Annotated in this window: 17 protein-coding genes; 4 read left to right on the top strand and 13 right to left on the bottom strand. The window is 66.9% G+C overall.

All coding sequences use genetic code 11. The annotated features are described in order from the left end of the window. The first annotated feature begins 1 nt into the window (after window position 1). The 3 genes from rsmD (at window position 2) to AC1DE3_RS22210 (ending at window position 1,762) form a co-directional block, all read left to right on the top strand. Entirely contained in the window at window positions 2–562 is a 561-nt protein-coding gene (gene rsmD, locus AC1DE3_RS22200) for a 16S rRNA (guanine(966)-N(2))-methyltransferase RsmD (RefSeq protein ID WP_441510860.1), read from the top strand. A gap of 184 nt (window positions 563–746) precedes the next feature. Beyond that, window positions 747–1,337 carry a hypothetical protein gene (locus AC1DE3_RS22205; protein ID WP_476852790.1) on the top strand — a complete coding sequence of 197 codons (591 nt, stop codon included), beginning with the start codon at window positions 747–749 and terminating at the stop codon, window positions 1,335–1,337. Window positions 1,338–1,390: 53 nt separating this feature from the next. Further along, on the top strand, window positions 1,391–1,762 hold the full coding sequence (locus AC1DE3_RS22210) for a DUF2019 domain-containing protein (protein ID WP_441510858.1): 372 nt from the start codon (window positions 1,391–1,393) through the stop codon (window positions 1,760–1,762). Window positions 1,763–1,804: 42 nt separating this feature from the next. Here AC1DE3_RS22210 and AC1DE3_RS22215 read toward each other — a convergent pair whose 3' ends face one another. The 10 genes from AC1DE3_RS22215 to AC1DE3_RS22260 all read right to left on the bottom strand — a co-directional run bounded on the left by AC1DE3_RS22215 (window position 1,805) and on the right by AC1DE3_RS22260 (window position 14,354). After that, complete coding sequence (locus AC1DE3_RS22215) at window positions 1,805–2,230, bottom strand: GFA family protein (protein ID WP_441510857.1); 426 nt, start codon at window positions 2,228–2,230, stop codon at window positions 1,805–1,807. A 40-nt stretch (window positions 2,231–2,270) separates the two neighbouring features. Continuing rightward, window positions 2,271–4,076 (bottom strand): DNA mismatch repair endonuclease MutL, encoded by a 1,806-nt coding sequence (gene mutL / locus AC1DE3_RS22220; protein ID WP_441510856.1) that lies wholly within the window; start codon window positions 4,074–4,076, stop codon window positions 2,271–2,273. Window positions 4,077–4,243: 167 nt separating this feature from the next. Continuing rightward, window positions 4,244–5,569, bottom strand: coding sequence for a glucose-6-phosphate isomerase (locus AC1DE3_RS22225; protein WP_441510855.1), 1,326 nt, complete (start codon window positions 5,567–5,569; stop codon window positions 4,244–4,246). Between the two features lie 37 nt (window positions 5,570–5,606). Next, a complete protein-coding gene (locus AC1DE3_RS22230; RefSeq protein WP_441510854.1) occupies window positions 5,607–6,902 on the bottom strand; it encodes a M16 family metallopeptidase in 1,296 nt (431 codons plus the stop codon). Window positions 6,903–6,956: 54 nt separating this feature from the next. Next, window positions 6,957–8,246: a M16 family metallopeptidase gene (locus AC1DE3_RS22235; protein WP_441510853.1), complete on the bottom strand. Its 1,290-nt coding sequence runs from the start codon at window positions 8,244–8,246 to the stop codon at window positions 6,957–6,959. Window positions 8,247–8,367: 121 nt separating this feature from the next. After that, window positions 8,368–9,024, bottom strand: coding sequence for a hypothetical protein (locus AC1DE3_RS22240; protein ID WP_441510852.1), 657 nt, complete (start codon window positions 9,022–9,024; stop codon window positions 8,368–8,370). Between the two features lie 71 nt (window positions 9,025–9,095). Beyond that, entirely contained in the window at window positions 9,096–9,581 is a 486-nt protein-coding gene (lspA, locus tag AC1DE3_RS22245; RefSeq protein WP_441510851.1) for a signal peptidase II, read from the bottom strand. Then, entirely contained in the window at window positions 9,581–12,598 is a 3,018-nt protein-coding gene (gene ileS / locus AC1DE3_RS22250; protein ID WP_441510850.1) for an isoleucine--tRNA ligase, read from the bottom strand. The genes lspA and ileS overlap by 1 nt, the downstream gene beginning before the upstream one ends. Window positions 12,599–12,804: 206 nt before the next feature. Continuing rightward, complete coding sequence (locus AC1DE3_RS22255) at window positions 12,805–13,803, bottom strand: bifunctional riboflavin kinase/FAD synthetase (protein WP_441510849.1); 999 nt, start codon at window positions 13,801–13,803, stop codon at window positions 12,805–12,807. A 95-nt stretch (window positions 13,804–13,898) separates the two neighbouring features. Beyond that, window positions 13,899–14,354, bottom strand: coding sequence for a MaoC family dehydratase (locus AC1DE3_RS22260; protein WP_441510848.1), 456 nt, complete (start codon window positions 14,352–14,354; stop codon window positions 13,899–13,901). Window positions 14,355–14,602: 248 nt separating this feature from the next. Between AC1DE3_RS22260 and AC1DE3_RS22265 the strand changes: the two genes are divergently transcribed. Continuing rightward, window positions 14,603–14,989, top strand: a complete 387-nt coding sequence (locus AC1DE3_RS22265) for a response regulator (RefSeq protein WP_441510847.1) — start codon at window positions 14,603–14,605, stop codon at window positions 14,987–14,989. Between the two features lie 70 nt (window positions 14,990–15,059). Here the strand turns inward: AC1DE3_RS22265 and AC1DE3_RS22270 are convergent, their stop codons facing one another. The 3 genes from AC1DE3_RS22270 to AC1DE3_RS22280 form a co-directional block, all read right to left on the bottom strand. After that, on the bottom strand, window positions 15,060–15,959 hold the full coding sequence (locus AC1DE3_RS22270) for a TIGR01459 family HAD-type hydrolase (RefSeq protein ID WP_476852791.1): 900 nt from the start codon (window positions 15,957–15,959) through the stop codon (window positions 15,060–15,062). 71 nt (window positions 15,960–16,030) lie between these two features. Continuing rightward, complete coding sequence (locus AC1DE3_RS22275) at window positions 16,031–17,458, bottom strand: EAL domain-containing protein (protein ID WP_441510845.1); 1,428 nt, start codon at window positions 17,456–17,458, stop codon at window positions 16,031–16,033. Window positions 17,459–17,696: 238 nt separating this feature from the next. Beyond that, on the bottom strand, window positions 17,697–19,499 hold the full coding sequence (locus tag AC1DE3_RS22280) for a hypothetical protein (protein ID WP_476852792.1): 1,803 nt from the start codon (window positions 19,497–19,499) through the stop codon (window positions 17,697–17,699). Between the last annotated feature and the right edge of the window lie 103 nt (window positions 19,500–19,602).

Genomic DNA, 19,602 nt, shown 5'->3' on the forward strand with positions numbered 1-19,602 from the left:
GATGCGGATCGTCGGCGGACGCCTGGGCGGCCGGCCTCTGGCCGGCCCGAAGCCGGGGATCGGCAGCATCAGGCCGACCTCGGACCGCCTGCGCGAATCCCTGTTCAACGTACTGACTCATGCTTATGGCGACGCGGTCGAGGGCGCCCGCGTGCTCGACCTCTTCGCCGGCACCGGCGCGCTTGGCTTCGAGGCGCTCTCGCGTGGGGCGGGCTTCGCGCTCTTGGTCGATGACGGCACCGAGGCGCGCGGCATCATCCGCGAAAACCAGATGGCGCTGGGGCTTGCCGGCTTCAGCCGCATCTTCCGCCGCGACGCGACAAGGCTCGGCCCGATCACCGGGATGGCGCCCTTTGGCCTCGTCTTCTGCGACCCGCCCTATCGCAAGGGGCTGGGCGAGAAGGCGCTGGTCTCGGCCCGCGAAGGCGGCTGGCTGGAGCCGGGCGCGCTGATCGTGCTGGAAGAGGCTGCGGATGCCGAGATCAGCCTGCCGGAAGGGTTCGAGGAACTGGAGCGCCGGAGCTATGGCGAGACGCTCGTGATCCTGCTGCGGAACTCATAGGTCATAGGTCGTCGCCAATAGGCCGGCGACAGCGAACTTATCCCCAGCTCCTGTTCCGCGCTTAATCTCCGCATCCGCCGCGGAGACCAAGCGCCGGATGCCAATCAGACATTCCATCGAACCCAACGGGCGCGCACGCATAGCCCGCCTCCATGCCGTTGCATGCCAATTGGCCGGCGAGCGCATGATGCGCGCTCTCGCCCGGCTGCAAGCACTCGTCGAGAAGGGCGGGTTCAATCGCGATCAGCCGCGCGTGCCGGCGTGCAGCCCGGAGGTAGGGCAATGGGCGGGCGGCCAGGGCGCCAACCAAAGACAGCCCGGCATCGGCGACAATGGCGGCCCGGCGCTCGACCAAACCAACAATCCGCCCAGCAGCAAGCCGTCGAAGACCCAGGCGGCCAAGACGCTGGCACGGGCGATCGCGCTGCGAGCGCTGAGATCCGCGGGCCGGATCGGCGCTGCCTTGATGGCAATCGAGGTCGGTCACTGGCTCTATACCGAATACCCCTCGATCCGGTCCTATCAGGACGAGCCGAAGACGCTCGCGGAGCTCCAGCAGCAGGCCGGGCAGAACCGGCCGGGTTATGACGACCATCACATCGTCGAGCAGGGCGCGGGATCGCGCGAGGGCTTTCCGCGGTCCGCGATCGACGGCGTCGACAATCTCGTCAGCATTCCGCGATACAAGCATCAGGAGATCACAGGATGGTACGCTACGAAGAATCCCGAATTCGGCAACCTCTCACCGCGAAATTACTTGCGTAACAGGGGATAGGCGGAGCACGTTCAAGTTGGTCATCCGGCCCTCAGGCGTTTCAAGGTGTTGAAATGACCCCATCAAAACTGAAATTGCTTACACTCGAAGAACTCAATCGCCTCTTTGAGCAGCTATGCATCAAGCAATACATCGCCTTGGATCGCAACGAGATCGCCAGCTACAACAGACGCTACGACCAGATTAGAGCAATAGAAGACGAACTGAGATCCCGTCCTGGAGATCAAAGACGGATACTTATGCGGCTATTCGGACACCCGAACATGCAGGTCCGCCTGACGGCCGCTCGCGCCAATCTCGCGGTCGACTACATGGCCGCGCGGCGCGAACTTGAGGCTATTGTCGAGGAGCAGTGGTTTCCGCAGGCCGGCGACGCCGGCATGACGCTGGACAATCTCGATAGCGGCTTCTACCGGCCGAGTTGACGTTCGTGCCAAGCTTCGAGCGCCGCTGTGGACCGGCAGACCTTAGTCCCCGGTCGGCTCATATCTAAGGATGCCCGCTATCCTCGCCCTTGCCCCGGCGCCCATGTCGCGGGGGTGATTGATGCCGTCGTTGACCTGCAGTTCCCGAAAATCAAAGGGGCTGGCGCCATCGACGCAAGCCACGTTCACCCCGAGCTGGCCGGGATTCGAACGGCGCTGGTGATGGGTATAGATGCCACAACCCAGGCAGAAGTAATGCTTCGCCGTCTTGGTATTGAACTGGTACTCGCCGAGAGAATCCTCTCCCGAGACGATCCGGACGCCGCTCGCCGACACGACCACGGCGCCCCGCATGCGGCAGAACGAGCAATTGCAGCGACGCGCGGTGTTCAGGCCGTCGGTCAAGGTCGCTTCGAAGCGGACGCGTTTGCAGTGACAGGCCGCCTGAACAATCATCTCGCCCGCCATCGTCGTCTCCTCGATCGATATCCCGGCGCCTTATAGGCGCTTACCGTCGTCCGAACAGCCGCTCGATATCCGACAGCTTCAATTCGACATAGGTCGGCCGGCCGTGGTTGCATTGGCCGGAATTGGGCGTGATCTCCATCTCGCGCAGCAGCGCGTCCATCTCCTCGGGGCGCATGCGGCGGCCGGCGCGGACGGAGTTGTGGCAGGCCATCGTCGCCAGCACATGGTCGAGCCGGCGCTCCAAAGAGCCGGCCGTGCCGTGCTCGGCCAGCGCATCGGCGACATCGCGGACGAGGCGCTGGAGATTGCCGCCAGCAAGCTGGCTGGGGGCCTCGCGCACCAGCACTGCGCCAGAGCCGAAGGATTCCAGCACGAGGCCGAGGCTTTCGAGCTCGCTGCCCGCCGCTATCAGGCGGTCGGCGTCGACAGGATCGAGCTCGACCACTTCCGGCAGCAGCAGGGGCTGGCGGGCAATGCCGGAGCGAGCGCGCTCGGCCTTCAGCCGCTCATAGACCAGCCGCTCATGGGCGGCGTGCTGGTCGACGATGACGACGCCCTCGCGGGTCTGGGTGACGATATAGGTCTCGTGGAGCTGGGCACGCGGGGCGCCGAGCGGCCGGTCGAGCGCGTCGGGCGAAGGCTCGGCGAGATGCGCGCGGGCGTCCGCGGAGGGCGCGGCGAAATCGGAGAAGCCCGCCTGCGGAGTCGATAATGAGACCGAGGGCGGCGCACTCCAACTCGGCACTGAGGGGAAGCCCGGGCGCGGGATCGCGTTGCCGTTTCCGCCCATCGAGAGGACGGCGCGGAAGGCGTCGAGCGTGCGGGCGCCGCCTGTGGTGGTGGCGCGGTGGCCGGCTGCGGCGAGCGCCGCCTTCAGCCCGGAGACGACAAGGCCGCGGACCAGCGCGGGGTCGCGGAAGCGAACTTCGCTCTTGGCGGGGTGGACGTTGACGTCGACGAGCCGCGGATCGCAGCCGACATCGAGGAAGAGCACCGGATGGCGATCGGAGGGTACGACGTCGGCATAGGCGCCGCGCACGGCCGAGAGCAGCAATTTGTCGCGAACCGGGCGGCCGTTGACGGCGAGATGCACGCCGGCCGAGGTGCCGCGATGGAAGGTCGGCAAACCGGCGAAGCCGAAGATGCGGAAGCCTTCGCGCTCGGCCTCGATCTTCAGTGCGTTCTCTGGAAAGTCGCGGCCAAGCGCCCGGCCGAGACGGCGCAGCAGCCCCTCCTCCCCGATCGGCTCGGCCGGCCAGTCGAAGGCGCTGACGTGCTCGCCCTCCAGCGAGAAGCGGATTTCGGGATGGGCGATGGCGAGGCGCCTGAGCATCTCGGAGACGGCCTGCGCCTCGGCGCGGTCGCTCTTCAGGAATTTGAGGCGGGCCGGAGTGAAGATGAAGAGGTCGCTGACCTCGATGCGGGTCCCGACTGCCGCGGCAACGGGACGGACGACGCCCTTCTCGCCGGCCTCGACGACGAGGCCCGAGCCCTGCGGCGCATCATGCCGGCGCGTCGCAATGGAGAGCCGCGCCACCGAGCCGATCGAGGGCAGCGCCTCGCCGCGGAAGCCGAGCGTGCCAATGGCAAAGAGGTCGCCCTCCGGCAGCTTGGAGGTGGCGTGTCGCTCGACGGCGAGTTCCAGGTCCTGTGGCGTCATGCCGGCGCCGTCGTCGACGACGCGGATCAGTTCGCGCCCGCCGCCGATAATGGTCACGGCGACCGAACTTGCGCCGGCATCGATGGCGTTCTCGACCAGCTCCTTCACGGCCGCAGCCGGCCGCTCGATCACCTCGCCAGCGGCGATGCGGTCGACCAGGACGGGATCGAGGCGGCGGACGTTCATGGGTTCAACGTGTTCTTTCGGCCGCGAGCACCTTGCCCGTCATTCTCGGGCGGAGCGCAGCGCAGACCCGAGAACCTCTTTCCGCAGCAAGAGGCTCCCGAGCCTTCATGTCATGAGATGCTCGGGTCAAGCCCGGGCATGACGCGTCTGCGCCGTAGAACCGCGACTCAAGCCCGCCCTTCGGCAAGATAGCGCTTGGCGAGAAGCTTCGCCTCCTCCACCGCCGGCTGGTCGAAGGGATCCACCCCCATCGCGTAGCCGGTGAGGATCGTCTCCAGCATGAAATGCATCAGCATCTCGCCATGGCTGGTCTCGTCGATCCGCTCGACATGGAAGCGGCGCACAGCGCAGCCGTTCTTGGCGAAGGTATCGATCATGGCGATGCCCTGCGCCGCGACGAGGTCGCCGATGGTCTTGCCGGCGAAATCGGCCTGCCCGATCTTCTCCGCGAGGCCCGCGTCGATCTGCGGGCCCTTGCCCTTCACGCCGGTCGTCACGACGGTGAAAAACTTGTCCTTGGGGCCGGCGAGATAGAGCTGCTGCTGCGAATGCTGGTCGACGGGACCGAGCGCGCCGACGGGCTGTGTGCCCTGCCCGTCCTTGCCGAGGCTCTCGGCCCAGAGCTGCATCCACCAGCGGGTGAGCAATGCGAGCTTGTCGGCATAGGGCATGAGCACGGCGATGTTCTTGCCCGAGCGCATGGCGGCCAGATGCAGCGCGGCGCCGATAGCGGCGGGGGTCTCACGGACATCCTTGCCGGCAAAGAGCGGCGCCACCGCGCGGCCGGCGCCGAGCCTCAGCGCCTCGATATCGAGGCCGAGCACGGCGGCCGGCAGCAGGCCGCAATTGGTCAGCACGGAATAGCGCCCGCCGACATCGGTGTGGTGTTCGAGGAAGGGTGTGCCGAAGGGTTCCAGCAGCGCGCGCAGCGGATGGAGCTTGCCGGGCTTGCCCGGCTCGGAAAGCCCCTGGAAATGGTCGCCGATCTGCTGATCGGTGAGATGCGCGCCGCGCAGCGCCTCAATCGCGGCGATCGACTGCAGGAGCGTCTCGCCGGTGCCGCCCGATTTCGAGATGGCCACGAATTTGGTCGTCTTGAGCGGCAGCTTGGCGAGCAGCGCCGCATAGGTCGCCGGGTCGAGATTGTCGATGAAGTGGACGCGCGGGCCGGACGTGAAGTGGGAGAGGCCGGCGATGCCGTAGCCGGTGAGCTGCGCCAGCGTCTGGCCGCCGAGGCTGGAGCCGCCGGTGCCGAGCACCAGCACGTCGGTGGTGCCGCCAGCCTTGAGCCGCTCGGCGGCAACCTTCACGGGCGCCAGATCGGCCGTGTCGCTCGGCAGCTTCAGCAGCGGCAGCGAACCGTCCTTCGCCTGCCCCTGCAGCTTCGCCAGCGCAGGCTTGAGATCGGCCAGCGCCTTCTCGAAGGCCGCGTCGGGAATGCCTCCCTTGCCGACCTTGGATTCGAGCGCGAGATCGAAGCTTTGCTGAAGCATGAAGAGGATCCGTATCGACGAGGAGACGAAGGCTATTTCAGACCAGCCCGACCGGCTTGCCAACCGCCTGAACGAGCAGGTCGGGGTTGCCGAAGAGGCGATGGGCAACGCGCTTGACGTCATCGAGCGTCACAGCCGCGAAGAGACCGTTGCGGCGGGCGAGGAAATCAGGTGTGTCGCCGCGCAGCGCGAGAGCCAGCAATTCCCCGGCGATCTTCGGCGAGGTGTCGAAGCGCAGCGGGTAGGAGCCGATGATGTAGCGCTTCGCTTCCTCGACCTCGTGCTCGCTCGGCCCATCATGGGCGAGCTTCAGCATCTCCTCGCGGATCACCTTCATCGATTCGGCGGCGCGGTCGTTGCGGGTGGCGGTGCCGCCAACGAGCATGGCGCTCTCCCGCAGCGGCATCAGGCTGGAGGATACGCCATAGGCAAGGCCGCGCTTCTCGCGCACTTCCATGAACAGGCGCGAAGTGAAGGCCGAGCCGCCGAGGATGTGGTTCAGCACACTTGCTGGGATGAAGTCCGGATCATGCCACATCAGCCCCGGCCCGACGAAGCGAAGCACGGTCTGCGGGACGTCGAGATCGATGACATGGGTCTGGCCCAGCCCCCGAATCGGCAGCGGCTGAGGCGGGCGCGGACGGGACACGCCCTGTGGCAGCGCCCCGAACAGCAGATCAAGGCGCCCGGCGAGTTCGGCCGCGGTGATGTCGCCGACCACGACAACCTTGAGCCCGCCGCGATCGAGCAATGCCGGCGTCAACGCCTTCAGCGCCGGAGCCGCCAGTTTCGAGACGCTGTCGACATCGCCCTTCTCGGGCCGGCCATAGGCATGGCCGGGGAAGGCCGCGGCGAAAAGCGCGTTGCGGCACATGACTTCGGGGTTCTTCGCCTGGCGCTGCAGCCCGGCGATGATCTGGGCCTGGACACGGCCGACCGCATCGGCATCGAAGCGCGGCTGGTTCAGCGCCAGCGCCAGCAGGTCGAAGGCGGTGTCGCGATGACTCGACAAGGTCTGGACATGTCCGTGGAAATCGTCGCGGCGGGCCTCGAAACCGAGGCTGATCGCATGATCGGCCAGCCGGCCCTGAAAGGCCTCGGCGTCGAGATCGCCGGCACCTTCATCGAGCAGGCCCGAGATCAGATAGGCGCTGCCGGCCGCGTTTTCCGGGTCGCGGCTGGCGCCGCCGTCGAAGGCGAAATCGACCGCGATCAGCGGCAGGCTGTGCTCCTCGACGAGCCAGGCCTCGATGCCGCCCGGCGAGCGGACGCTCTGGACCGCAAGGGCGGGGCCGGCCGTGTTGAGGTCGGGTGTCGGAATCGGCGCGTTCATGTCGCTTCCTGTCGGCGGAGCCTGGCGTCCGCCCGTTCGGTGAGACGGCAAGGATCAGGCGGGCAGCAGCAGGCCGGTGACGCTGCGACCAGGCTTCAGATAGCGGCGCGCCGCTTCGACCACCGCATCGCGGCTGACGGCCTCGATGCGCTGCGGCCAGGCGAGCACGTCCTCGACCGTCTCGCCGACCGCCAGCGCCGAGCCGAAGATGCGCGCCAGCGAAGCCTGGTTGTCGCGGGCGAACACCGTCTCGGCGACGAGCCGCGTGCGGGCGCGCGCCAGCTCCAGCTCGCTTGGCCCGTCGGCCAGGAAGCTGGCAAGCGCGGCATCGAGCCCCGCCTCCATCGCCGCCATCTCGACACCGGGGCGCGGGCTGGCGGAAAGCTGGAAGGCGGCGCGGTCCACCATCGAACCCATGAAATAGGCGCTGGCGCCAGCCGCGAGCTCGTCCTCGACGCAGAGCTTGCGATAGAGCCGCGAGGTCGTCCCGCCGCCGAGGATCTCGGCGACGAGTTCGAGCGCCAGAACCTCTTCGCGCTCTCCAGTCGTGTAGGTCGGGGTCAGCCACCCCCGGCGCAGCGAAGGCTGCTGCACGCGCGGGTCGTTCAGCGCAACCCGGCGCGAGGCGCGCGGCTCGGGCTCGCTCGGGCGGCTGCGGACAGGCGCCGCGCCGCGGGCCGCGATCTTGCCGTAGCTCTCATTGGCGAGACGCCGCACCTCGGCGGCATCGGTATCGCCGGCCACGACGAGGATCGCGTTCTCGGGCGTGTAGAAGCGCTGATAGTAGGCGAAGGCGTCGTCGCGATTCAGACGCTCGATCTCATGCTCCCAGCCGATGATCGGCGTGCCATAGGGATGGTGGAAGAACAGCGAAGCGGAGAATTCCTCGCCGAGCTGGGCAGCCGGATCGGAATCGACGCGCATGCGCCGCTCCTCCAGCACCACGTCGCGCTCGGGTCCGACCACGCTCTCGTCGAAGGAGAGGCCGGTCATCCGGTCGGCCTCGTAATCCATCATCGCGCGCAGATGCTCCTTCGGCACGCGCTGGAAATAGGCGGTGTAGTCGTAGGAGGTGAAGGCGTTCTCCTGTCCGCCGAAGCCTGCGACGATCTTCGAGAACTCGCCGGCGGGCCAGCGTTCGGTGCCCTTGAACATCAGATGCTCGAGGAAATGCGCGATGCCCGATTTGCCGGCCGGATCGTCGGCGGAACCATTGCGATACCAGACCATATGGGTGACGACCGGCGCCCGATGGTCCTTCACGACGACGACGTCGAGGCCATTATCGAGCCGGAAGGCTTCGACGGGCTCAGCCAGACCGGGCTGGCGCGCATGGATGTTCACCTGACGCGATCTCCTGCTGAGACACAAAGGGCGGGCACGATGCGCCCGCCCCGGAAGAGAACTTGGTCAGCTTGTCCCGCTTCGGCAAGAGGCTCGCCTCAGCCGATCTTGCAGATCAAGCCTAGTCAGGCCTGACCAGCATCACCGGTCCCTGGCCGGTCACGAATTCGCGCTGGCCGACAGCCTGCTTGTCCTCGACCGGGCCGCCGCGACCCGGGCCCATCGCGGCCGTGTCAGCCGGGCGGCGATAGCCGGTCGGCGGCTCGGTCAGCAGGCGGCGCTGCGGCTCGGTGCCATAGGCCAGAGACTCTTCGGCCGCCTGGTTGCGGCGGGAAGCGAGGTCGCGGCCGATGCGGATCGGCTGGATCTGGTTGTTGTAGTTACTGTGTTCCTCGATGATCGTCGGCGCCTGTTCCACACGGGACGTGCGGCCGCGGCGCAGCTCTTCCTGCGACAGGACAGGGTTGTTGCGCGCTCTCTCGGAGAGCGCATAGGGCGGACGATTGGCCTCGTCCTTGCGGCGCTGCACATCGGGATCATTCGGCCAGGCGGCACTGCGAGCGCTCGCCGGATCCTGCGGGCGCGGCAGCGCCGAATTCGGCGGCACGACCAGCGGCGCACGCTCGCGATAATCGATGTCGTCGCCGGCCCCCTTGCCGCCGAAGGTGCCTTCGAGCAGGTTCTTGAACAGCATGCCCTCCTGCGCGAAGGCAGGCTGGGCCGCCAGCACGAGCCCGCCGGCGAGCAGCAGATGCGACACGCGGATGCGTTGCGCCATATCAAATCTCCCTTTGGACAATCTCGCACTCGCCTCAAGCATGGACGAGCGGCGAAAGGATGGCGAGACCGTCACTCAGCTGTCTTTTCCCCAGCCGGTCGGAAGGACTCATACAGGAGCCCGGCCACACCGACAACGATCGCGACATCGGCGATGTTGAAGATGTACCAGCTGAAGCTACCCCAATGGAAGTGAACGAAGTCCACCACCGCGCCGTAGACGGCGCGATCGACGCCGTTGCCGAGCGCGCCGCCGATGATCAGCGCAAGGCTCAGCACCGTCAGCGCGCCCTCGCTGCGCCACATCCAGCGCCAGAGCCAGACCGCCGCGACGAAGGAGATGACGACGAGGAACCAGCGCCCGAGATCGGTGCCCTGCTGGAACAGGCCATAGGAAATGCCCCGGTTCCAGGCGAGCACGATCGTCAGGAAGGGCGCGAGATCGAACGGGCCGTTCTCGGCCAGCCCGACGCCGTAGAGCATCCAGCATTTCAGGAGCTGATCCGAGACGAAGACGATCAGGACCGTGACGAGGCCGAGGCGGCGGGCAGGCGTCATCAGGCGGACACCCCCAGCTCCTTCAGCGCCTTGGCATCGCGCGGCGTTACCTCCGGATAGGCGGCGTCGGCCGTCTTGGGGTCGAAATACTTCCAGGACCGCGCGCATTTGATGCCGGCAGCGCGATGCGACACCACCGCGACGCCGGGAATCTCGGCGAGGCGGAAAGCCTCGGCCGGCCCCTCCCCGTTCGTGATGCGGATATCGGAGGTAATGCTGATCTCGGCGAGATCGACGCCCGAGAGTGCTGCATAGAGATCGGCATCGGAAACGAAGACCTGCGGTGCAGCCTCGAGCGAGGAGCCGATCCGCTTGGCGGCACGCTCCAGCTCGAGCGCGCCGGTGACGACGCGGCGCACACGGCGGATCTTGCCCCAGCGCTCCGCCAGCTCGGGATCGAGCCAACTCGCAGGCGCCTCGGCGAAGCGTTCGAGATGCACCGAGCCTTCKCCCGCCTTCTCCGTGGGATAGCGTTCGAGCCAGGCCTCTTCGGCCGTGAAGACCAGGATCGGCGCGAGCCAGGTCGTCAGGCAGCGGAAGAGATGGTCGACCGCCGTCAGCGCGCTGCGGCGGACATGGCTCGACGTCGGATCGCAATACAGCGCGTCCTTGCGCACGTCGAAATAGAAGGCCGAGAGCTCGGTGTTCATGAACTGCGAGAGCAGGAACACGACCTTCTTGTAGTCGTAGGTGCGATAGGCCTCCTCGACCTGCGGCCCAAGCTCGGCGAGGCGATGAAGCATCAGCCGCTCCAGCTCCGGCATGGTCTGCGGCTCCGAGACGCGGATTTCCTCGCTGAAATGGGCGAGCGTGCCGAGCATCCAGCGCATGGTGTTGCGTAGCTTGCGGTAGGTCTCGACGAAGGTCTTCAGGATCTCCTTGCCGATGCGCAGATCGTCGGAATAATCGGCAGCCGCGACCCACAGGCGCAGGATGTCGGCGCCGGAATCCTTGATGATGTCCTGCGGGGCCGTGACGTTGCCCTTCGATTTCGACATCTTCTCGCCCTTCTCGTCCAGGCAGAAGCCATGGGTGAGGACGATGTCATAGGGCGCCCGGCCGCGGGTGCCGCAGCTTTCCAGCAGGCTCGAATGGAACCAGCCGCGATGCTGGTCGGAACCTTCGAGATACATGACGCGGTCATTGCCGCCCTCATCCTTGCGGCGTGCACGCAGATCGGCCCGCTTCTCCAGGGTGAAAGCATGGGTGGACCCTGAGTCGAACCAGACGTCGAGCACGTCGGTGACGCGCTCGTACTTCGCCGGCTCGTAGCCGAAGGGCTTGAGGAAGCGGGCACCGTCCGTGTCGGAGAACCAGGCATCGGCGCCCTCCGCCTCGAAGGCCTGGGCGATGGCGGCGTTGACCTTGGCGTCGACGAGGACCTCCTTGGTCTCCTTCTCGACGAAGACAGTGATCGGCACGCCCCAGGCGCGCTGGCGCGACACGACCCAGTCAGGCCGGTTGGCGATCATGCCGTTGATGCGGTTCTCGCCGGCGGCGGGCACCCACTCGGTTTCCTTGATCGCCCGCAAAGCGCGGTTGCGCAGCGTATCGGTATTGCCGCCAAGCGTCGGCGCGATCTCGCCGATGCCGGTCGGCGAAGGCGCCTCCCCGATCGGCTTGTCCATGGCGATGAACCATTGCGGCGTGTTGCGGAAGATCACCGGCTTCTTCGAGCGCCAGCTATGCGGGTACTGGTGCTTCAGGCGACCGCGCGCGATGATGTTGCCGGCCTCGACCAGCGCCTTGATGACGACGTCGTTGGCGTTACCCTTGTCGCCCTTGTCCGTGATGACCTGCGCGCCCTCGAAACCCGGCGCTTCCTTGGTGAAGCGGCCATCGGCATCGACGGTATAGGGGATGCGGGTCTCGATGCCGCGCCCGGTGAGCTGGCGGCCATTCGCCATCCAGATGTCGAAGTCCTCGCGGCCATGGCTCGGCGCGGTGTGGACGAAGCCGGTACCGGCATCGTCGGTGACGTGATCGCCGTCGAGGAGGGGCACATCGAAGTCGTAGCCGTGGCCGCGCAGCGGGTGGGCTGCGGTGAGCGCCGCAAGCTCATCGGCCGGAACATCGGCGACCAGCTCGAAGGCTTCGACCTTGGCGGCTTTGAAGACGCTTTCGGCGAGGTTCTTGGCGAGGATGTAGGTCGCGCCGACCTTGGCCCAGTTGTTCTCGGGCGCCGCGGTGACGCGGTAAAGGCCATAGGCGATCTTGTTATGGAAGGAGATCGCGCGGTTGCCCGGGATCGTCCAGGGCGTCGTCGTCCAGATGACGATCGCGGCGCCAGCAAGCTTGGCCGGCGCATTCAGCACCGGGAACGGCACGTAGATCGTGTCGCTCGTGTGCTCCTCGTACTCGACCTCGGCCTCGGCCAGAGCGGTCTTCTCGACCACCGACCACATCACGGGCTTGGAGCCGCGATAGAGCTGGCCGGTCTCCGCGAACTTCATGATCTCGCGGGCGATCTGCGCCTCCGCGGGATAGGCCATCGTCAGATAGGGATGGGCCCAGTCGCCCTCGACGCCGAGGCGCTTGAACTCGTTGCGCTGGACGTCGACCCAGTGCTCGGCGAAGGCGCGGCATTCCTTGCGGAACTCGACGACCGGGACATCGTCCTTGTTCAGGCCCTTGGCGCGGTACTGCTCCTCGATCTTCCATTCGATCGGCAGGCCGTGGCAGTCCCAGCCCGGCACATAGTTGGAATCGTAGCCGAGCATCTGCTGCGAGCGCGTGACGAGGTCCTTCAGCACCTTGTTCAGCGCGTGGCCGATATGGATGTTGCCGTTGGCATAGGGCGGCCCGTCGTGGAGCACGAACCTGTCCCGCCCCTGCCCCGCTTCGCGCAGCTTGCGGTAGAGGTCGATCCTGGCCCAGCGGGCGAGCAGCTCCGGCTCGCGCTGCGGCAGGCCCGCGCGCATCGGGAACTCGGTCTGGGGCAGGAACAGCGTCTGCGAATAGTCGACGCCGTCACCTGCGGTCTGGGCGGCCTTGGCGTTGTTGGTCTTGTCGGTCATCTTCCGGCTCGGACAGTCGGGACGGCGGGCCATTCGGCGGGCCCCGGGCGTCCACTCATGAAACGGGAAAAGCGGTCTTCAACCCGGACTGCGCAAGCGCCCGCGCTAAGTCTAGCGCGAGGCGGCAGCCGGGCCCGTAATTCGCCGGGAAAGATCGATCAGCATGGCGCGTTGAGCGGGCATGGAGGGCTTCTAGCAGGCACGGCTCACGGAAGGAAGGGCGGCGCGTCGAAAGCAGGGGTCCTGGCCAGAATGTCGCGGGCACGGGCGCTGTCGGCGTCCATCTGCACGATCAGGGCCTCGAGCGAACCGAATTTTTCCTCGCCGCGCAGCCAGTCGACAAAGGCCACGTCGACGCGCTTGCCGTACAGGTCACCGGAAAAGTCGAAGACGAAGGTCTCCAGCCGCGGCGCGCCGTCGTCGAAGGTCGGGCGGCGGCCGAAGCTCGCGACGCCGTCGCGCCAGACGCCGTCGATGCGCATCCGTACCGCATAGATGCCGTGGCGCAGCTTGCAGTCGCGGGCGAGCTGCATATTGGCGGTGGGATAGCCGAGGTCGCGGCCACGCTTGTCGCCATGGGCAATGAGCCCGTGCACGAACCAGGGCCGCCCAAGGAATTCGGCGGCGCGGGCGACATCGCCCTCTTCAAGCGCCGTGCGGATCAGCGTCGACGACACCGCCTCGCCATGCCAGGCGAAGGGCGGCACCACGCGAACCGGGACGCCGGCCGTCAGGCAGTGAGCCTGCAGCATCTCGGGCGAGCCGGTCCGCCCCTTGCCGAAATGGAAGTCATAGCCGCAGACGAGGCCGGTGGCGCCCAGCCGCCCGACTAGCAGATCGTCGATGAAATGCTCGGCCGTGATCGCCGCGATCTCGCGGTCGAAGGGCAGGACGAAGACCTGAGCAAGGCCGGCATCGGCCAGCAATTCGAGCTTGATCTGTGGCGGTGTCAGCCGGAAGACGGGTTCCTCGGGGCGGAAGACGCTGCGCGGATGCGGCTCGAAGGTGAAGGCGGCCGGCACCGTACCGAGATCGCGCGCCATGGCGCCCGCCACCCGGGCGAGTTCGGCATGCCCCCGGTGGACCCCGTCGAAATTGCCAAGCGCGAGCACGGCGCCGCGCAGGCCATCCGGAATGGGCTTGTCGAGGTCGAGGACCACGGCCGCCGGCTCGGAGCGCGACGGCGCATCGGCTGGGGAAGACATCGATGAGGAACGTCCCTCTGCCCGCGAAAGCCGGGCGATGGTCGTCTTTGCGGCGAAGGCCGGTGAGGCGTCAAGGCCGCCCTGCCCCAAACCTCTCAGGATTTGGGCTTCGGCGGCATCGCCACCCAGGCCTCGCCCTCCATCACCGCCTTGCCGTCGACGAGGCACTCGCAGAAGAAGCGCGCCCGGCGGCGCTCGGCGACGAGTTCGACGACCTCGACGCGCGCCATGACGACATCGCCGATCTTGACCGGGGCCAGGAAGGTCAGCGTCTGCGAGAGATAGACGGCACCGGGGCCGGGCAGCCGCGTGCCGAGCAGCGCCGAAACCAGGCTCGCCGTCAGCATGCCATGAGCGATGCGCTGACCAAACTTGGTGCCGGCCGCGAACTGGTCGCAGAGATGGATGGGGTTGGCGTCGCCCGAAAGCTCGGCAAAGAGCGCGACATCGCGCTCCATCACAGTCCGCATCAGGCTCTCGGACTGGCCGATCGCCAGATCCTCGAAGGCATGAACGGTGTAAAGCGTGCCGGGCATCGGCTGAACAGTCATTGATCTCTCGTCGCTTGCAGGCGCACCCCAGCCCCTGTGCTCGACCGGGTTAATCATCTCGCAACTGCAATATAACGGCAATTGAACTTTGGTGCGGAGCACCACCTGCCCCACGGTCACTTGGCGATCGGATTAACCGCTTCGCAACACGCCGTCGGTATCACCGGATGCGAGTGGAGACCGCCTCTAACGGGCGGCGCGGTGTCGGTATGTTCCGACGCCGCAACTGCCCTGCCTGGAGCATCGCAATGGCTCTCGATCCGTCCATGCCGATCCTCGTGGTCGACGACTACCAAACGATGATCCGCATCATCCGCAACCTGCTGAAACAGCTCGGCTTCGAGAATGTCGACGACGCCTCGGACGGCTCGGCCGCGATCGCGAAGATGCGCGACAAGAAATACGGCCTCGTGATCTCCGACTGGAACATGGAGCCGATGAGCGGCTTCGAGCTGCTGCAGAAGGTGCGGGAGGAGACGACGCTCTCCGAGACGCCCTTCATCATCGTCACAGCTGAGTCGAAGACAGAGAACGTCATCGCGGCCAAGAAGGCCGGCGTCAGCAATTACATCGTGAAGCCGTTCAACGCGCAAACGTTGAAGACCAAGATCGAGGCGGTCTGCCTCGCCGCCTGACGCATCCGGCCGAAAAGTGGCATCCACTTTTCGGAGAAATCAGATGCGACAGTAGAGAGCGAGATCGCCCTCACCAGACCAGATGCGGCATGGCATAGGCCGGCCGGTGCGCCTGCTGGCCGAACCAGCCGTGACGCTCCTCCCATGACGCCTCCATCAAATCCTGTGCATGGATGCCGGCCAGCACCATGATGCCGGCAGCGCCGAAGCCCGAGGCGCCGGCGATATCGGTGCGGATGGCGTCGCCTACGGCGCAGATCCTGTCTCGGGCAATCGCCTCGCCGCGCTTTTCCTCGGCCGCAGCCAGAGCCGCCTCATAGATCGGCCTATGCGGCTTGCCGGCATAAATCACCCGCCCGCCGATCTCCTCATAGGCAAGCGCGACCGCACCTGCGCAGGGAATGATGCGGCCACCGCGCTCGACGACGAGATCGGGATTGGCGCAGATCAGCGGCAACCCGCGTGCGGCGAAGCCGGCCAGCAGGTCGRCATAGGTCGCCGCCGTGTCGTTCTCGTCGTCGAACAGCCCGGTGCAGAGCACATAGGCGGCTTCGGCAGGGCTGGTTTCGCGGACATCAAGACCGGCGATCAGCGGCAAATCCCGGTCGGGCCCGAGCCGGAACATCGGCTCGCCGGCGCGTGCGTGGATCAGCGACCGGCACACATCGCCGGAGGTGACGATCGCGTCCCAGGCTTCGCGCGGGACGCCGAAACCGTCGAGCTGGTCGATGATGACCCCGCCCGGGCGCGGCGCATTGGTCACCAGGACGACACTGATCCCGCGTTCGCGCATGCGCATCAGAGCCACCAGGGCGTCGCGATAGGCCGCGACGCCGTTATGGACCACGCCCCAGACATCGCAGAGGCAGAGATCGAAACGGTCCGCGACCTCGGAGAAGCCCGAAAGCGGGATGGTGGATGCGATCCCCAATGGCGACACTGTCTCGATCTCCGGCGCTAGAGGAGGCATCCATGCCTCGCCGCAGCAGGTCTAGACGGGATTCGCCGGCAGCGGAACCGGATGTTGCGTCGCTTCGCGCGTCAGGCGCTGGCGCGGCGCAGCACCGAGCGGAACGGCAACCGTTCGGGGCGGCCATCCGGCGCAGCGGCGGCGGGGCTGGCAGACGCGCCGTGAGCCAGGACCGGGCGCGCGGCATCATTGGCAGCTCCGGGCGGGCGCACCTGCGCAGCCGGGACGGCGGGAGCAGCGGGCGGCGCAGGAGCCGCCTCCGGTTCCGCAAAGACTTCCGGCTTCACCGGGCGCGGCGGGGAGAACGCCTGGCCCTGCCCCATCGTGACGCCAAGCTCGATCATATCGGCTGCCAGCGGGTTGTCCTCGACATGCTCGGCGACGAGAGTGATCGACGCCCTACCCAACATCGCCGCCAGATCGCCTGCCGCGATATCGCTGACGACCTTGCCTTCGGCATGATCCCGCAGCAGCGTCGCCGGCGCCTTGATGAAGCGCATGCCCCGGTCGAACAAGGCGCGAGGGTCAAGCCGCAGATCGACGACATGATCGAGCGCGAACCGCACGCCGTTCGCCGACATCGCGCCGAGCAGGCCGAGGCTCGTCGGATCGAGGTTCCGGAAGACCGTCTGAGGCATCTCGATGACGAGGTGCCCGGTGTGCTCGCGATATTTGTCGAGAATGCGCGTCAGTGCGGCCAAGGCGCGTGACGAACCCCAGGTTGCTGCGCTGAAATTGCAGGAGACGAAGATACCGCCATCCTTCGAGGCGAGATGGCGGGCAATCGCCAGGGCGCGTGTCAGCACAAGCGCGTCGAGTGTCGGCCCGAAGCCACGGGTTTCGATGGTGTCGAGGAATTCGTGGGGGAGGAGCAGGGTGTTCTCGTCGAGCCGCAGCCGCGCCAGCGCTTCGTAGCCCTGTGTGCGGCGCTGCGGCAGCGACACGATCGGCTGAAGATGGACCTCGATGCGCCCTTCGCTGAGCGCCCGGCCGATGAGCGCGGCGCGCTCGGCCTCGGCCGCTTCCTGCGCCGCCTTGGCCGCGGCGGCACGCTCCGCTGCCTGCTGCTCGGCGCGGGCGCGGCGCACCGCTTCCGGATCGAGAACCACTTCGGGAATAGCGGGAGCGGGGAGCGCCGGCGCCGCAGACGCCGGCTCGGGCAGCCGCGCCAGAACCGTCTCGTGGTCGGCGAGCGTCGTGGCAACCTGATGGATCAAATCGCCGAGCAGTCCAACCTCGGCGGTGAGTTCATGGATTGCGGCACGAGCCGGCGCGGCATCGGCATCCCGCATGGGCATCTGCTCGACACGCTGCGAAAGCGCGTCCAAGCGGATGGCGTTGGTGGCCAGCCTGACCTTGACCTCGCCGAGCCCGGCCAGAGCCTGCTCGTGCCGAGCAAGGCCGCGGCGCTCGAACGTCCGCATCGCGACCATAACGCCGGCGCCGGAGGCAAGCAGCCCCAGCGCGGGCCCCAACCCGCCCGGCAAGATAATCGCCATGACCGCGCCAGCAGAAAGCCCGGTGACTGCGCCGGCGAGAGGAGGCAAGGCTTTCAGGCGCAAAGGAGCCACGGCAGCATTCGCGCTACGAGGGTTGATCGGAAATCGGGAACGAATCACAACGCTAAGCGGCAGATTACCCGCGCGCGCCGCGTTATGCGAGCAGCCTCGTCCGCCGGGCGTCACCATCGTCCGCGCGGGCCGCGAAGCGGGGAGCGCAGCGGTGCGCGAGGGCCTGTCAGGACTTGTCGAGGCCGAGCGGCGCCAGAACCTGGCTCGCCACTTCGTCGGCGAAACCCTTCCGGGCAAGGTATGCGTGCGGGTCCTTCTTGAAGAGCGGAGCCTTGTCCCGAAGCTGCGCAATGGCTTTCGCCTGGGCCGCCGCATCGTCCTCCGACGCCGCGCTCAGGGCCTGGGCCAGCAGGCCGAAGGGGCTCGTATCGGCTGCCAGCATGGCGGCATAGGTCTCCGAAACCTTCTTGGCGCCGATCAGATAGGCTCCGAGAAAAGCGTAGAAGTCATAGCGCGGCGGCCGCCCGACACTGAGCGCAGCCGCGCGCTCGAGTATCGGCAAACCCTCTATCGACCGGCCGCGCCGAACATAGAACGCGCCGAGATCCGCCATGATGTCCGGATCATAGGGATTGCGCGTCAGAGCGTCCCGTCCCTTCTGAAGCGCCTCCTCGGTCGATCCGCGCAGGAACAGGACCTYCATCATGGCCTGATAGGCCCGTGCACCGGACGGCGCCAGGCGGATGGCCGTCAAAGCCGCGGCGAGGGCGCGATCGAGCGGCGGCTTGTCTTTTTGCTCGCCCGCCTTGGGAACGAGGTCGTCCGGATTGAAGCCCGAACCGTATTCTCCAAGCGTCATGATGGCGAGATGGGCCCATGCCGGGTAGAAGCTCGGGTCCTGCTCGATCAGCCTTTCAAGGCAGGACCGGGCAGCGAGATGGTCTTCCGGGACCATGGTGCGACGGGCATCGAAAGCCTGCAGGATGCAACGAACCGCCGATAACGACTGGGATTGGCGTATGTCGGCCGGGATGATGCCGAAGGGCTCCGTCAGCCTGGTCGCCAGGTTGCGCGCCATCTCGGCAAGCTCGGAATCCTGCAGGAGTTCGAGCGACGGCCGGCCGGAGGACGCCGTCCAGACGATGCGCCCGTCCCGGACCGAACGCAGACGCCCCAGCCCCTCGACGCCGCTGTCGACAGCCTGAACGTTCATCTCGAAAACATAATCGACGTCCGCGGGCGCCGCAGTTCCCGGCGGCGGGGCCTTGATCGTCACGAGATCGTCGAAGCGGGCCATGGCATCGACCAGCAGATCGGAAAACCGGTGGAGGATGCCTGCCAGCTTGGGATCCGACGGCACCACCGGGATCGTTATGGCGACGCGGACGAGCTGGAGGGGGGCCGTGATCGCCGGCTGCGCACCCGCGACCTGCTCGTTCCCGTTTAGCTTGGCCGAACTCAGCCCGGCCGGCGTGTCAGCCGGCGCCAGATACCACCAGGCGAGCGTAAGAAGCCCCAGAGCAAGCGCCGCCGCCGTGACGATGGACCAACGCCGCGTGGCGACGCGATCGGCCGCCTTTGCGACCGGAAGTGCCTCCGTCACTGGGGGATCGTCGCGAAGGGCGAGGACCGAGGTCTGTTCCCACGTCATCTCCGTATCCGGATCGACGACCTCGAAGACGGGAACATACCCTCCAACGGGCATCGAGACCACAACCGGATCGCCCTGTCCCTCGCCGGCATAGTACTGCGTCAGCGCACGCCTGAGCCGCCCCGCCTCCACCCGAACGATCGGATCGATCTGCGGGTTGAAATCGGCTGGCCGCCCGAGGCCTTCCACCGCGATGGTATAACCCTTCAGCTCGGCCGCGCGCCCCTCGATCGTGCGCTCGACGATGAAGCTCAGGAAGGCCGAAAGCTGAGGTGCGGCGCGAAAGGCATCGGAAGCGAGGACGCGGGCCAACTCCGCACGAAGGATCGCCGCGGCCCGTTCGTCCAGCCGTCCAGGATCACTATCGCCGTCCGTCATCGGGGTCCGTTCGTCTGTGCCCCAAGCGGGGAGATTACGCCATCGGCGACCTAACGTCACCTGCGGCCTTCGCTCCAGCCGTCATCCGTTCGGCGCAGCCATG

Source organism: Allobosea sp. 10L417 (assembly GCF_056395485.1).

Bases quoted from the DNA above. Each gene is read 5' to 3' on its own strand.
- AC1DE3_RS22255 (WP_441510849.1), bottom strand. From the start codon at position 13,803: ATGTCTTCCCCAGCCGATGCGCCGTCGCGCTCCGAGCCGGCGGCCGTG.
- AC1DE3_RS22275 (WP_441510845.1), bottom strand. From the start codon at position 17,458: ATGGCGATTATCTTGCCGGGCGGGTTGGGGCCCGCGCTGGGGCTGCTT.
- lspA (WP_441510851.1), bottom strand. From the start codon at position 9,581: ATGACGCCTGCCCGCCGCCTCGGCCTCGTCACGGTCCTGATCGTCTTC.
- AC1DE3_RS22210 (WP_441510858.1), top strand. From the start codon at position 1,391: ATGACCCCATCAAAACTGAAATTGCTTACACTCGAAGAACTCAATCGC.
- AC1DE3_RS22230 (WP_441510854.1), bottom strand. From the start codon at position 6,902: ATGAACGCGCCGATTCCGACACCCGACCTCAACACGGCCGGCCCCGCC.
- AC1DE3_RS22215 (WP_441510857.1), bottom strand. From the start codon at position 2,230: ATGGCGGGCGAGATGATTGTTCAGGCGGCCTGTCACTGCAAACGCGTC.
- AC1DE3_RS22265 (WP_441510847.1), top strand. From the start codon at position 14,603: ATGGCTCTCGATCCGTCCATGCCGATCCTCGTGGTCGACGACTACCAA.
- AC1DE3_RS22260 (WP_441510848.1), bottom strand. From the start codon at position 14,354: ATGACTGTTCAGCCGATGCCCGGCACGCTTTACACCGTTCATGCCTTC.
- mutL (WP_441510856.1), bottom strand. From the start codon at position 4,076: ATGAACGTCCGCCGCCTCGATCCCGTCCTGGTCGACCGCATCGCCGCT.
- AC1DE3_RS22205 (WP_476852790.1), top strand. From the start codon at position 747: ATGATGCGCGCTCTCGCCCGGCTGCAAGCACTCGTCGAGAAGGGCGGG.
- rsmD (WP_441510860.1), top strand. From the start codon at position 2: ATGCGGATCGTCGGCGGACGCCTGGGCGGCCGGCCTCTGGCCGGCCCG.
- AC1DE3_RS22240 (WP_441510852.1), bottom strand. From the start codon at position 9,024: ATGGCGCAACGCATCCGCGTGTCGCATCTGCTGCTCGCCGGCGGGCTC.
- AC1DE3_RS22225 (WP_441510855.1), bottom strand. From the start codon at position 5,569: ATGCTTCAGCAAAGCTTCGATCTCGCGCTCGAATCCAAGGTCGGCAAG.